This window comes from Mycolicibacterium phocaicum (assembly GCF_010731115.1).
Taxonomy (GTDB): domain Bacteria; phylum Actinomycetota; class Actinomycetes; order Mycobacteriales; family Mycobacteriaceae; genus Mycobacterium; species Mycobacterium phocaicum.
This window is the reverse complement of the sequence record NZ_AP022616.1, coordinates 1,761,621-1,775,225: the sequence shown is the minus strand read 5'-3', so window position 1 is coordinate 1,775,225 and position 13,605 is coordinate 1,761,621. Positions and strand designations below refer to the sequence as shown.

Here is a 13,605-nt window from a genome sequence, read left to right as displayed (position 1 = left end):
TCGGGCAAGTGGCGGCCCGGGTTCCGGGCTCAGCCCGCGCTCTGGTCCTGGTTCCCGGCCCGCAGCAGGTCGTCGCGGGCCCGGGCGACCCGGGAGCGGATGGTGCCGACGGGGCAGCCGCAGATTTCGGCGGCCTCGGCGTAGGACAGGCCCAGCACCTGGGTCAGCAGCAGCGCTTCCCGGCGGTCGGCGTCGACACCGTCGAGCAGCATGCGGATTTCGACGATGTCCTCGAACCGGGCGGTCGGCTGGTGCATGTCGATGACGGTCTCGGGCTCGATGGCGGCGCTGCTGCGCGGCCGGCACTGCTTGCGCCGGATGTGGTCGACGACGACGCGGCGCGCGATCGACAACAGCCAGGTGCGGGCGGTCGACCGGCCGCGGAACCGGGACAGCGAGCCGAGGGCCCGCAGGTAGGTCTCCTGGGTCAGGTCGTCGGCGTTGCCGGGCTCGTCGAGATAGGCGACGGTGCGCCACACATCGCGCTGGGTAGCCTTGATGAACTGGTCCAATGCGGCGCGATCGCCCCGACCGGCAGCCAGTGCCAGGCGGGTCACTTCATCGTCGTCGCCGCGGCTGTTCACGGCCCGACCATATGTGACGAGTGCCGGGAACTCACAGCCGGGCACGTCCGACCAATGTTTTTGGGTAGCTCCGCATCGCCGGGGACAATAGGAGGATGATGACGGCCGGCTCGGTAAGCACAGTGGCTGGCAGCGCCGACGACACAGCAGTCGCTGCCGCAGCTGCCGACGACGTGCGTCGGGTTCAGCTCGACGTCACCGGCATGACGTGTGGCGCCTGTGCCGCGCGGGTCGAGCGCATGCTCAACAAGATGCCGGGTGTCCGCGCCTCGGTGAACTTCGGCACCCGCGTCGCGACGGTCGACGCGCTCCCGGAAATCGCCGACACCGAGCTGTGCGACGTGATCCGCAAGGCCGGCTACGACGCCGAGCCGCGGTCCGGGGTCATCGCCGGGGACCGCGACGACGAGGATTTGTCACACGCCCGCTACCTGCTGCGTCGTCTGCTGGTGGCCGCCGTGCTGTTCGTCCCGCTCGCCGATCTGTCGGTGATGTTCGCCGTCGTGCCGAGCACCCGGATCACCGGGTGGCAGTGGATCCTGACCGCCCTGGCCCTGCCGGTTGTGACGTGGGCCGCCTGGCCCTTCCACCGCGTGGCCCTGCGCAATGCCCGGAACCGGGCCGCGTCCATGGAGACGCTGATCTCGGTCGGCGTGACGGCCGCGACGGTGTGGTCGCTCTACACGATGTTCGTCGGCCATCACGCCACCACGAGCACCGGAATCTGGCAGGCCCTGGCCGGCAGCGACGCCATCTACTTCGAGGTCGCCGCGGGTGTCACGGTGTTCGTGCTGGCGGGCCGCTACTTCGAGGCCCGCGCGAAGTCCAAGGCGGGCAGTGCGCTGCGCGCGCTCGCGGCTCTGAGCGCGAAGAACGTCACGATCCTGCTGGCCGACGGCACCGAGATGGTCATCCCGGCCGAGGAACTCGCCGAGCAGCAGAAGTTCGTCGTGCGCCCCGGCCAGACCATCGCGGCCGACGGACTCGTGGTCGAGGGCTCGGCGGCCGTCGACACCAGCGTGATGACCGGTGAGGCCAAGCCGGTCCGCGCGACGCCCGGCAGCAGCGTCATCGGCGGCACCATCGTGCTCGACGGCCGGCTGATCGTCGAGGCCGCCGCGGTCGGCGCCGACACCCAGTTCGCCGGCATGGTGCGCCTCGTCGAGGAAGCGCAGGCCCAGAAGGCCGAGTCGCAGCGCCTCGCCGACCGCATCGCCTCGGTATTCGTGCCGTGCGTCTTCGGCATCGCCGCACTGACCGCGCTGGGCTGGGCACTGGCGGGCGCGGGCCCGGACAAGGTGTTCGCCTGCGCACTGGCGGTGTTGGTCATCGCCTGCCCGTGCGCGCTGGGCCTGGCCACGCCGACGGCCATGATGGTGGCGTCCGGACGCGGCGCCCAGCTCGGCATCTTCCTCAAGGGGCACCGGTCGCTCGAGGCGATCCGGGCCGTCGACACCGTCGTCTTCGACAAGACCGGCACCCTGACCACCGGACACCTGGCCGTCACCGCGGCGACGGCCGTCGACGGCTGGTCTGACGAGGACGTCCTGGCCCTCGCCGCGGCCGTCGAGTCGGCGTCCGAGCACGCGGTCGCGGTGGCCATCACCACGGCAGCGCCCGAGCACGAGGCCGTCACCGATTTCCAGGCCGTTCCCGGCCGCGGCGTCGTCGGCACCGTGGCGGAGCGTGACGTGCGCATCGGTAAGCCGTCGTGGGCGGCCGGTCGTGCCGCGGTGCCCGCGGCCCTGGCCGAAGCGCGCCGGGGCGCCGAATCTCGCGGCGAGACAGTGGTTTTCGTCGCGGTCGACGATCAGCTGTGCGGCGCCATCGCGGTCGCTGACGCGGTGCGCGAATCAGCGACGGGCGCCATCGCGGCGCTGCACGAGCGCGGTCTGAAGACCATCCTGCTGACCGGTGACAACCCGGCGGCCGCCGCCGCGGTGGGTGCCGCCGTGGGCATCGACGACGTCATCGCCGACGTGCTGCCGGACGGCAAGGTCGACGTCATCCAGCAGCTGCGCGACCGCGGTCGCATGGTCGCGATGGTCGGTGACGGCATCAACGACGGCCCGGCGCTGGCCTGTTCGGATCTGGGTCTGGCGATCGGTCGCGGTACGGACGTCGCGATCGGCGCGGCCGACATCATCCTGGTGCGTGACAGCCTCGATTCGGTGCCACAGGCCCTGGACCTGGCCAAGGCGACCATGCGCACCATCCAGATGAACCTGGTGTGGGCCTTCGGCTACAACATCGCCGCCATCCCGGTGGCGGCGGCCGGCCTGCTCAACCCGCTGATCGCGGGCGCGGCGATGGCGTTCTCGTCGTTCTTCGTGGTGTCGAACAGCCTGCGCCTGCGCAACTTCAAGTGATTTGTGCACGATTTTCCGCGCGTGCCGCGGATTATCGTGCACAAATCGCTGGTTGACGGCGGGGGTTACTGCTGGCCGCGCTGGCGGGCCAGTTCGCGCAGCATCGCGTTGTAGGCATCCAGGTCGTCGTCGGCGTAGTCCGCGTCGGCGTGCCGGTCGGCGCGGGAGGCGGCGCGGCGGTCCTGCCGCGCCCATTGCGCCACCAGGGCGATGACCACCAGGATCACCGGCAGTTCGCTCGAGCCCCACGCGATCGCGCCACCGAGGTGCTGGTCGGCGCCGATGCTGGACAGCCACGGCAGGCCGACGAACTTGTAGAACGGCCCGCCGATGGTGTCGGTCATGGTCATGGTCGCGATGCCGAAGAACGCGTGAAAAGGCATGACCGCGAACAACAATCCGAGCCGGCCCAGGAACGGCAGGCGCTTCGGGCCCGGGTCGATGCCGATGATGCCCCAGTAGAAGAGGTAGCCGACCAGCAGGAAGTGCACGCTCATCAACTCGTGGCCCCAGTGGTAGCGGACCAGTGTGTTGAAGATGGGGGTGAAGTACACCGCGTACAACGACGCGACGAACAGCACGAACGCCACGATCGGATTCGACAGCGCGGCAGTCACTTTCGAGTGCACGAGCCACAGAATCCACTCGCGCGGTCCGGGCGGGGCGCCCTCGCCGGCCGGGGGCAGGGCGCGCAGCGCCAGGGTCACCGGGCCGCCCAGCACCAGCAGGACGGGGACGAACATGTTGAGCGTCATGTGCTCGCCCATGTGCACGCTGAACATCGCCGAGCCGTAGGCCCGCACTCCCGAGCTGCTGGTGAAGAGCAGTACCGCGCAGCCGATCAGCCATGCGAGCAGCCGGCCCACGGGCCACTCGTCGCCGCGGCGCCGCAGCTTCACATACGCGTACAGATAGGCGCCGGCGAGGACCAGCGCGCCGATGCCGATGAAGGTGTCGAACCGCCAGACCGTCAGCAGCCGAACCACATTCGGCGGGGCGGGCAGTTCGTAGCCGAGGAAGACGTCCCACGTCGTGTACTTGTGGTGCAGCAGGCGCGGCGCGGTCTGCACCGCCATGGCGGACACCGCGGCGAGCGCGGTGATCGCGGGCAGGCAGGTGGCCAGCCGGGACGGCTTGGCGCGGCGCAGTGCGGCGGCATCGGTGATCCAGGACGCCGCCAGCGCGATCGCGGCGACGATGGCCCACCGCCCGTAGTCGCTGCCCGTCAGGCCGGGGGGCCCGAGTTGTTCGGCCAGCAGCTGCACGCCGTAGATCAGGGCGACGGTGCCGCAGGCGACCTGGATGATCAGCACGCGCCGGTAGAGGTCGGCCGCGGGCGGACTGATGACCGCCGCGATCTTCGTACCGGCCAGCACCGCCAGTGCCACCGCGAACACGATGACCGCGCTGGTCGTGTAGTCGTGGTCGGGCCCTTCGCTGGCGTTGCCGGTCACCGGCAGCGCCAGGACGCCGATGACGCTCGGCAGCAACAGCACGACCATGGCGACCCACCGCACGCTGAACCGCAGCGTCAGCGCCACGACCGCGGCGCACAGGGTGGCGACGATCCAGCCGCGGGCCATCTCGGAGGCGCCGATGGCCTCACCCAGCCGGCCGCTCTCCACCAGTCGCAGAGCCGGGGCGCCGGCGTCGGTCGCGGCCTGCACCACCACCATGAACGCCGAGGCGACCAGCCAGACCAGCGAAACCCGTTCCAGCACAAGGTGGATGCGGAAGGCGGGCGGGTCGATGACGCCCTTGGGGTCGGGGCGCGCCGTGGTGACGACGTACAGCAGGCCGCCGAGACAGACGGCGGCGGCGAGCACGGCCGTGAAGTAGCCGACCGGTTCGGCGCACGCGGTGAACGTGCCGGGATAGCTGTCGCCGGTGGCGACGAAGCGCTGGTCGCCGGAGATGAGCGCGTAGGCGACCAGGGCGGCCAGCGCGGCCAGATAACCCAACAGCGGCAGAGTCAGCCTGCCCATCGAAATACCGGCCTTCCACCTGAAGAACTGATCACGCCCAGTCTACGACCAGGTGTCGTAGAAATTTTCCGGGCGCAGGAACTCCTGACGCCGCGGGCCGACCAATACAAGTTGTGAGTCATACCCAACTACCCGACTCGGACGTCGCGGCCGACCCATCGGCGTGGAAGCGTTTTCGCCCGGCGTTGCTGCGGCTGCACTTCTATGCCGGCCTGTTCGTCGCGCCGTTCATCCTGATCGCCGCAGTCACCGGGCTGCTGTACGCGGTGATCCCGCAGATCGACAGCGCGGTGTACCGGCACGAACTCACCGTCGACCACATCGGCGACCGGCAGCTGCCGCTGGCTGCTCAGCTGGCAGCCGTCCGCGCCGCGCATCCGGAGGGCACCGTCACCAGCATCCGGCCGCCGGCCGCGCCGGACGAGACGACGCAGGTGACGCTCGCGGTCGATGACGTCCCCGCCGACTACGCGCGCACGGTGTTCGTCGACCCGTACACCGGCGCGATCCGCGGTGCCCTGACCACCTACGGCCAGTGGCTCCCGGTGCGGGCCTGGTTCGACGAACTGCACCGCAACCTGCACCTCGGCGCCTTCGGCCGGAACTACAGCGAGCTGGCCGCCAGCTGGTCCTGGGTGATCGCGGGCGTCGGCCTGCTGCTGTGGGTCGGGCACAACCGGGGACAGCCGCGCCGGCTGGTCGTTCCGGATGTACGGGCGACCGGGCGGCGCCGGCTGCTGTCGTGGCACGGCACCCTCGGGGTCTGGATCCTTGCGGCGGTGGCGCTGCTGGCGGTGTCGGGCATGACGTGGTCGCGGTTCGCGGGGGAGAACGTCGCACAGTTGCGGACGCAGCTGAGCTGGACCAGCCCGTCCGTCGACACCGCACTGCCGGGGCAGACCGCCGGGGCGGCGTTGGACGAGGCCACCGCGCTTCGCGGAGCCGACGTGGCGCTGCAGGTCGCCCATGACGCGCACCTGCGGACCCCGATGTGGATGTACCCGCCGGCGACGGCGGGCCAGGGCTGGCAGGTCGCCGAGCGCAAGCGTGATTGGCCGACGCAGTACGACGCCATCGTCGTCGACCCCGCCACGAGCACGGTGGTCTCGCGGCTGGACTTCGCCGCATGGCCGTTGATGGCCAAGATGACCGACTGGGTCATCGACCTGCACATGGGCATCCTGTTCGGCCTGGTCAACCAGCTGGCGCTGATCGCGGTCGCCCTCGCGATGATCGTCGGGATCCTGCTGGGCTACCGCATGTGGTGGCGACGCCGCCCGACCCGCGGGGACCGGTTCGTCCTGCCCACGGGCCAGCGGCGGGGCGCGCTGTCGGCGCTACGGCCGTACGAGGCGGTGCTCCTGGTCGCCGTTCTCGCCGGCGTCGGCTATTTCGCCCCGCTGTTCGGCCTCACGCTGGCCCTGTTCGTCGCGGTCGACGTGGCACTGGGCTGGCGGCAGCGGCGGCAGGCGGCCAAGTGATCGTCGACATCTGGCTCCGGCTGCTCGTGACGGGGCTGTTCCTGCTGAGCGCGGCGCAGTGCGTCTACGCCCTGGTCACTGCCCGTGCGGATCGGACCTGGATCGACCAGACGAGCCGCGCGCTGCACCTGTTGATGGCGGTGGCGATGCTGGTCATGGCGTGGCCGGCGGGGATGAGTGTGCCGAACCGGCCGCCGATGGTGTTCTTCCTGCTGGCGGCCGGCTGGTTCACCGTGGTCCTGGCGGTGCGCGCCGGCCACCGGGCGACCGACGGCTATCACGCGGTGATGATGCTGGCGATGGCGTGGATGTACGCCGTGATGGACGGGCGGGTGCTGCCCGGTCAGTGCACCGGGACCGCTGCCGACGCGCCGCAGCCGGCGTCGTCGATGCCGTCCATGCCGGGCATGGACATGTCCGGGACGACGCCGCATTCGGGCCCGATGGGTGGCTGTGGGCACCCGGCGGCGTGGGTCGACGCCGTGAACTGGGCGTTCACCGCGATGTTCGGTGCCGCCGCATTGTGGTGGGCCATCCGCTACTTCGCGGTGCGGCAGGAGCGGCCCGACGTCCCGGCCCGGCTGTGGTTCGCCGTGGCCTGTCAGGCCATGGCGGCGGCCGGGATGGCGATCATGTTCGGCGTGATGGTCTAGGCGGCATTGCCGTCGGTGGGCCACAGGTGACCCCGGCGGCGGCCGCGGGAGGCGTTGTCCGGCAGCGTGATGTCGTCCAGCGTGGGGGCCGCGTCGCGGTCCGGCCGTGGCGGTTCGAGGGTGTGGCGGCGCCACACCAGCACGGTCAGCACCACGCCGGCCAGCGCCGGCAGATGGCTCAGCATGCGGACCGCGCCGACCGCTCCGGTCAGTCCGTCGACGACGACGTAGCCGGTGAGCACGAGGGTGAACACGCCACCGACGATGGCCAGTCCCATGGCCGCGGCGGGACGGGCGGCGGCGACCAGCATGGCGACGCCGAGGGCGACGGACCAGGCCGTCGACTCGTTGACCACATGCCCGCCCATCGAATGCCCGACGTGCACACCGATGCTGACACCCGCCGCCTGCAGGACGGCCAGGACGATCTGGATGCCGCCCACCACCGCGAGGGCGATGCGCACCCAGTCGAGGCCGTCGCGGGTTTCGGGCAGGGCGGGTTGCGCGACCGAATCGGTCACCGCGGTCATCCGGGTCCGGTCGGCGGCGATCAGCCCACGCAACAGGTCCATCTGGCTGTTCAGCTCGTCCTGCCACTGCCGGCACTCCGGGCAGGACGCCAGGTGCTCGTCGACGCGGCGCGCGGGGACGGGCTCATGCTCGCCGTCCATGCGCGCGGACAGCGCCTCCCGGGCAATCTCGCACTCCACATCGTCAATAGTCGCGCACCGGGCCCGGTTTTCTCCCGGTGGTCCCAAATCCGTCGATCGGTGCCGAATTGGCGGGTAAATAGTCGCTGGTCGGCGCCGGTACCATAGACACGTGAACTGGACCGTCGACGTACCCATCGACCAGCTGCCCGAGCTGCCCCCGCTGCCCGAGGACCTGCGCACCCGCCTTGCCGACGCGCTGTCCCGTCCGGCCGCGCAGCAGCCCAGCTGGCCTGCGGACCAGGCGGCTGCGATGCGCAAGGTGCTCGAGAGCGTGCCGCCCATCACCGTGCCGTCCGAGATCGAGAAGCTCAAGCTGCAACTGGCCGACGTGGCGCAGGGCAAGGCGTTCCTGCTGCAGGGCGGCGACTGCGCCGAGACGTTCGTCGACAACACCGAGCCGCACATCCGGGCCAACATCCGGACCCTGCTGCAGATGGCCGTCGTGCTGACGTACGGCGCCAGCATGCCGGTGGTCAAGGTGGCCCGCATCGCGGGGCAGTACGCCAAGCCGCGCTCGTCGGACACCGACTCGCTGGGCCTGACGTCCTACCGCGGTGACATGGTCAACGGTTTCGACCCGGACCCCGCGGTGCGTGTGCACGACGCGTCGCGCCTCGTGCGGGCCTACGCCAACGCGAGCGCCGCGATGAACCTGGTGCGCGCGCTGACCTCGTCGGGTCTGGCGTCGCTGCAGCAGGTGCACGAGTGGAACCGTGAGTTCGTCCGTACGTCGCCGGCGGGTGCCCGGTATGAGGCGCTGGCCGCCGAGATCGACCGTGGCCTGAACTTCATGACGGCTTGTGGCGTCAACGACCGCAATCTGCAGACCGCCGAGATCTACGCCAGCCACGAGGCCCTGGTGCTCGACTACGAGCGCGCGATGCTGCGGCTGTCCACCGAGTTCGACGAACCGCGCCTGTACGACCTGTCGGCGCACTACGTCTGGATCGGCGAGCGCACCCGTCAGCTCGACCACGCGCATATCGCGTTCGTGGAGACCATCGCCAACCCCATCGGCATCAAGATCGGCCCGACCACGACGCCCGAGATGGCCGTCGAGTACGTGGAACGCCTTGATCCGCACAACATTCCGGGCCGGCTCACGCTGGTCAGCCGGATGGGCAACGGCAAGGTGCGCGACGTGCTGCCGGGCATCATCCAGAAGGTGGAGGCCTCCGGCCACCAGGTCATCTGGCAGTGCGACCCCATGCACGGCAACACCCACGAGAGCTCGACGGGCTACAAGACCCGGCACTTCGACCGCATCGTCGACGAGGTGCAGGGCTTCTTCGAGGTGCACCGCGCGCTGGGCACGCACCCGGGCGGCATCCACGTCGAGATCACCGGCGAGAACGTCACCGAATGTCTCGGTGGCGCGCAGGACATCTCGGACGACGACCTGGCCGGACGCTACGAAACGGCCTGCGACCCGCGCCTGAACACCCAGCAGAGCCTGGAATTGGCGTTCCTGGTCGCGGAGATGCTCCGCGACTAGTTTTCCCGCCGAGTTTCTCCCGCGAGTGGTTCCCACGAGTACTTCCCGCGAGCAGACGTAAAACTGTCGTTTTCGCCATGAAAACAACAGTTTTACGTCTTCTCGCGGTTTAAAACAGCCCGTCGATGTTGGTGCCGAGTGTCCAGGCGCCGGCCGCGACCAACGCTGTCAGCGTCAGGATCGCGATGAGCCAGAACAGCACCGCACGCCGCGAGCGCTGCCTGGCCCAGGCGAAGTCGTCGAGGTCGATGCCGGCGAATTGCTTTGCCACCATGGGTGATTCGAGCAGCGCGGGGTCCATCGCCGGGTCCATCGTGAACTGCAGGGTGTGCTGGGGCGCCGGCTTGGGGGCCGGGGCCCGGCCCGTCGCGACCGTGGTGCGTTCCGCTCGGCCACGCTGGGCAGCCGCCGCGGTGTGCTGCGCCGAGTTGGTCGGTGCCGGCACCCGGAATTCGGGCAGGCCCAGATCGGCGACGATGGCGGCCAGCTCGGCTGCCATGTCGCCGGCATCGAGGTAGCGGTCATCCGCCGCACGGGCTGTCGCGCACGCCACCAGGTCGTCGAATTGCTTTGGCACACCGGCGATTGCCGCGCTCGGCGGCGGTACGTCCTGGTCCAGCCGCTGGTACGCCACGCTGAGCGGATTGTCGCCGGTGAATGGCGTGGCACCCGTCAACAACTCATAGGCCAGGATGCCGACGGCGTAGACGTCGCTGCGCGGGTCGGCGTCGCCGGTGCTGACCTGCTCGGGGGAGAGGTACGCCGCGGTGCCGAGGATCACGCTCGTCGACGTGATCTTCGCTTCGGCGACGGCCCGCACCAGTCCGAAGTCGGCGATCTTGACCTCGCCGCTGTCGGAGATCAGGACGTTCTCGGGTTTGATGTCGCGGTGCACCAGCCCGGCCTGGTGGGCCACGGCCAGGCCGTCGAGCATCGGGGCCAGCACGGCTGCCACCGCATGTGGCGGCATCGGGCCGCGCTCGCGCAGCAACTCCCGCAGCGTCCCGCCCTCCACCAGCTCCATGACGAGGAACGGGTGTCGGCCGTCGAATCCCTGGTCGTAAACCGCCACCAGGCCAGGGCTTTTCAGGCCGGCGGCGGCGCGCGCCTCGCGCTGGAACCGGGTCAGGAACTGCTGGTCCCCGGAGTACCGGGAATCCATCACCTTGAGCGCCACCAGGCGGTCCAACCGGGTGTCCAGACCGCGGTACACCGTCGACATGCCACCGCTGGCTATCGGTGCATCCACGCGGTATCGCCCGTCCAGCACCACACCGATCAGTGGGTCAGGTTGGCGGGATGGCTGCACCCGGCAATCGTACGGCCCTAGAATCTCCTGCGTGAGCAGCATTCCGGCCGCCGAGGACGTTATCGATCCCGATGAAGCGGTTTACGACCTTCCCGCAGTGGCATCCATGCTGGGTATTCCGGTGACCAAGGTGCATCAGCAGTTGCGGGACGGGCACCTGCTCGGGGTGCGCCGGAACGGTGCCATCGTGGTGCCGAAGATCTTCTTCGACGCCAAGGGGCATGTGATCAAGCAGCTGCCGGGCCTGCTGGTCGTGCTGCGCGACGGCGGCTACCACGAAACCGACATCGTGCGTTGGCTGTTCACGGCCGACGAGTCGCTGACGCTGACCCGCGACGGCAGCACCGAGCGCACCGTCAATGCGCGCCCGGTCGACGCGCTGCATTCGCACCAGGCCAGGGAAGTGCTGCGCCGCGCCCAGGCTATGGCGTACTAGCTTCGGGCGCCGGTTCCGGGGCAGCCGGCTCGGGTGCGTGCGCCAGCGAATACCACGCTGCCACAGCGCATCCCGTCGCCAGGATCACATGCAGCCACGAGTACATGCCGTGTGATCCGTCGGGTTTGAAGATCACCATGATCCAGGTCGAGAACCCGGCGATCGCGGCGATGGCCGGCCGGCTCTGCGCCAGCGCGGAGACGATCGCCAGCGGCCAGGTGTAGTACCACGGCAGGGCGGCGGGCACGAACAGCACGACGACGGCCATCACCAGCGCGATGCCGATCAGTGCTTCGCGGTCGGTGTGGCGGAACCGCCACCACAGCAACGGAAGTGAGATCGCGATGATCGCGATGCCGATGATCCGGGTGACGTCCAGCACCGCGTAGAAGCTGACGGTGGTGACGAGCCCGCCGATGGCGTGGATCAGGTTGGCCACGGCCGTCGGGATGGTCAGCCAGTTGACGATCTTCACCGAACCCGCCAGTGCCGTCAGCCAGCCGAGGCCGACGCCCGCTGCGACCGTCACCACGGCGAACACCACCGTGAAGATCGCTCCCGAGGCTGCGGTGGCCACCAGCCAGGCGCGGACCTGACTCCACGGGTGTCGTTCGCGCAACTGGCGCATCCAGACCCACACCATGAACGGAAGTGCCAGTCCCGCGGTGGCTTTCACCGCGACTGCGAGGGCGATCAGGCTGACGCCGGCGATGGGATGCCGTTCGAAGGTGAGCGCGATGGCGGCCATCATCAGCCCCACCATCAGCATCTCGTTGTGGACGCCGCCCATGAGATGGATGATCACCAGCGGGTTGAGGACGCAGATCCACAGGGCGGCAGCGCTGTTGGCGCCGACGTGGCGGGCGACGCGGGGCGCCGCCCAGATCAGCATGACCAGGCCGGGCAGCATGCACAGCCGTAACAGCATGGTGCCCTGCACCACGTGGTCGCCGACGATCATGGTGACGAACTTGGCCACCAGGATGAACGCCGGTCCGTAGGGCGCGGTGGTGGTGGTCCAGATCGGACTCACGTTGTCCAGCAACGAGTTCGGGTTGTCGACCGGCCCGACGAGATAGGGGTCCAGCCCGTCGCGCAGCAGCGCGCCCTGCGCCAGGTAGGAGTACGTGTCGCGGCTGAACACCGGCACGCTCAGCAGTAGAGGCGCGAGCCAGAAACCGGTCGTCGCGATCATCGTGTACTCGGTCGCGGTGCGGTCCACGACACGTCGGCCCAGCGCGAGCCAGGCGATCAGCATCAGGGCCACGCCGGTCCACAGCAGAATCGACGACAGCACCAGCCCGTGGCCGAACCGGAACCACGACAGGTGCATCGACTCCAGCAGGGGATCGTGCTGCCGGGTGCTCCCGGCGCCCAGCCCACCGAGGGCGATCAGAATGGCGCCGGTGAACCCCAGCAGCGCGGGACGGCCCTCGTCGGAGCGTCCGAAGGCGGTGAGGCGAGTGAACCAGGTCATGCGGACCGGTTCGACGCCCGGCGGGCGAGTTCGGTGAGTCCGCTCTTGGCCCCTTCGTCGATGGGCGCCGCGGCGAGCGCGTCCAGTCCGCGCTGGGTGAGCAGCGCGATGCGCTGTTCGACGGCGGCCAACGCGCCCACGGACTCGATGACGCCGCAGAGTTCGGCGACCTGACCGTCGGTGAGGTCGGTGCCGATGGAGCTGCGCAGCAGGGCCGCCGCGGTGGGGTCGGAGTTCTCGGCGAGTTCGACGGCCTCGGCCAGCAGCACGGTGCGCTTGCCGGAGCGCAGGTCGTCACCCGAGGGCTTGCCGGTGACCACCGGATCGCCGAACACCCCGAGGACGTCGTCGCGCAGCTGGAATGCGATGCCCAGGTCGGTGCCGACGGCGTGGAAGATCTTCTGCACGTCGGGCCGGTCGGCGGCGGCCGCGGCGCCCAGCTGCAGCGGCCGGGTGACGGTGTACGACGCGGTCTTGTAGAGGTTCACGTTCATGGCCGACGCCACGGTGTCGGCGCCGCTGGATTCGGCGACGATGTCGAGGTACTGCCCGCCGAGCACCTCGGTGCGGATGTGGGCCCACACCTCGTTGACGCGCCGCCGGGCGTCCACCGACAGGTCGGCGTTCGAGACGACGTCGTCGGCCCAGGACAGCGCCAGGTCGCCGAGCAGGATGGCCGCGGACAGTCCGAACTGCTCGGACGAGCCCCGCCAGCCCAGCTGTCGGTGCCGCTCGGCGAACAGCCGGTGCACTGTCGGCAGGCCGCGCCGGGTCGCCGAACAGTCGATGACGTCGTCGTGGACCAGGGCACAGGCCTGCAGCAGCTCCAGCGCGGAGAACAGGCGCAGCACGGCCGGGTCGGCCGGGTGGCCGGGGTCGGGTGCCACCGCGCGCCAGCCCCAATAGGCGAACGCCGGACGGACCCGCTTGCCGCCGCGCAACACGAATTCTTCGAGTGCCCCCGTCACATCGGCATAGGCGTCGCCGATGTAGGCGCTGTCCCGCCGGCGCTCGGCGAGATAGTCGCGCAGTTGATCTGTGATGGCATTCGCCAGCTCGCCAGCCGACGGACCTGCGGCATCGACGCTCAGCGCGCGTCCCCT

At 69.9% G+C, this 13,605-nt stretch carries 11 protein-coding genes; 5 read left to right on the top strand and 6 right to left on the bottom strand.

All coding sequences use genetic code 11. From position 1 onward, the window contains the following. Positions 1–29: 29 nt before the first annotated feature. Positions 30–584: an RNA polymerase sigma factor SigC gene (gene sigC / locus G6N46_RS08580; protein ID WP_138248632.1), complete on the bottom strand. Its 555-nt coding sequence runs from the start codon at positions 582–584 to the stop codon at positions 30–32. Positions 585–679: 95 nt separating this feature from the next. On the opposite strand from sigC, the gene G6N46_RS08575 reads away from it, so the two are divergent. Further along, positions 680–2,953: a heavy metal translocating P-type ATPase gene (locus G6N46_RS08575; protein WP_268815727.1), complete on the top strand. Its 2,274-nt coding sequence runs from the start codon at positions 680–682 to the stop codon at positions 2,951–2,953. Between the two features lie 65 nt (positions 2,954–3,018). Here the strand turns inward: G6N46_RS08575 and G6N46_RS08570 are convergent, their stop codons facing one another. Continuing rightward, positions 3,019–4,938 carry a cytochrome c oxidase assembly protein gene (locus G6N46_RS08570; protein WP_138248634.1) on the bottom strand — a complete coding sequence of 640 codons (1,920 nt, stop codon included), beginning with the start codon at positions 4,936–4,938 and terminating at the stop codon, positions 3,019–3,021. Between the two features lie 113 nt (positions 4,939–5,051). Between G6N46_RS08570 and G6N46_RS08565 the strand changes: the two genes are divergently transcribed. Together G6N46_RS08565 and G6N46_RS08560 are read left to right on the top strand one after the other, a co-directional pair. After that, entirely contained in the window at positions 5,052–6,419 is a 1,368-nt protein-coding gene (locus tag G6N46_RS08565) for a PepSY-associated TM helix domain-containing protein (protein WP_138248635.1), read from the top strand. Next, on the top strand, positions 6,416–7,072 hold the full coding sequence (locus tag G6N46_RS08560; RefSeq protein WP_138248636.1) for a DUF5134 domain-containing protein: 657 nt from the start codon (positions 6,416–6,418) through the stop codon (positions 7,070–7,072). The genes G6N46_RS08565 and G6N46_RS08560 overlap by 4 nt, the downstream gene beginning before the upstream one ends. Here G6N46_RS08560 and G6N46_RS08555 read toward each other — a convergent pair. Beyond that, positions 7,069–7,782 carry a zf-HC2 domain-containing protein gene (locus tag G6N46_RS08555; RefSeq protein ID WP_138248637.1) on the bottom strand — a complete coding sequence of 238 codons (714 nt, stop codon included), beginning with the start codon at positions 7,780–7,782 and terminating at the stop codon, positions 7,069–7,071. The two genes, G6N46_RS08560 and G6N46_RS08555, sit on opposite strands and share 4 nt — an antisense overlap. Positions 7,783–7,894: 112 nt before the next feature. Here G6N46_RS08555 and G6N46_RS08550 point away from each other — a divergent pair, with 112 nt between their 5' ends. Continuing rightward, positions 7,895–9,280, top strand: coding sequence for a class II 3-deoxy-7-phosphoheptulonate synthase (locus G6N46_RS08550; RefSeq protein ID WP_020103604.1), 1,386 nt, complete (start codon positions 7,895–7,897; stop codon positions 9,278–9,280). A gap of 109 nt (positions 9,281–9,389) precedes the next feature. Here G6N46_RS08550 and G6N46_RS08545 read toward each other — a convergent pair whose 3' ends face one another. Next, a complete protein-coding gene (locus tag G6N46_RS08545; protein WP_138248638.1) occupies positions 9,390–10,631 on the bottom strand; it encodes a protein kinase domain-containing protein in 1,242 nt (413 codons plus the stop codon). On the opposite strand from G6N46_RS08545, the gene G6N46_RS08540 reads away from it, so the two are divergent. Next, complete coding sequence (locus G6N46_RS08540) at positions 10,621–11,025, top strand: Rv2175c family DNA-binding protein (protein WP_073698092.1); 405 nt, start codon at positions 10,621–10,623, stop codon at positions 11,023–11,025. The genes G6N46_RS08545 and G6N46_RS08540 overlap by 11 nt on opposite strands. Here G6N46_RS08540 and G6N46_RS08535 read toward each other — a convergent pair. Then, positions 11,012–12,502, bottom strand: a complete 1,491-nt coding sequence (locus G6N46_RS08535; RefSeq protein ID WP_138248639.1) for an alpha-(1->6)-mannopyranosyltransferase A — start codon at positions 12,500–12,502, stop codon at positions 11,012–11,014. The two genes, G6N46_RS08540 and G6N46_RS08535, sit on opposite strands and share 14 nt — an antisense overlap. Further along, positions 12,499–13,557: a bifunctional (2E,6E)-farnesyl/geranyl diphosphate synthase gene (gene idsA2, locus G6N46_RS08530; RefSeq protein WP_174814118.1), complete on the bottom strand. Its 1,059-nt coding sequence runs from the start codon at positions 13,555–13,557 to the stop codon at positions 12,499–12,501. Before idsA2 ends, G6N46_RS08535 begins: the two co-directional genes overlap by 4 nt. Between the last annotated feature and the right edge of the window lie 48 nt (positions 13,558–13,605).

Coding starts and splice junctions, on each gene's coding strand:
- G6N46_RS08575 (WP_268815727.1), top strand. CDS start 680: ATGATGACGGCCGGCTCGGTAAGCACAGTGGCTGGCAGCGCCGACGAC.
- G6N46_RS08545 (WP_138248638.1), bottom strand. CDS start 10,631: ATGCTGCTCACGCAGGAGATTCTAGGGCCGTACGATTGCCGGGTGCAG.
- G6N46_RS08570 (WP_138248634.1), bottom strand. CDS start 4,938: ATGGGCAGGCTGACTCTGCCGCTGTTGGGTTATCTGGCCGCGCTGGCC.
- G6N46_RS08535 (WP_138248639.1), bottom strand. CDS start 12,502: ATGACCTGGTTCACTCGCCTCACCGCCTTCGGACGCTCCGACGAGGGC.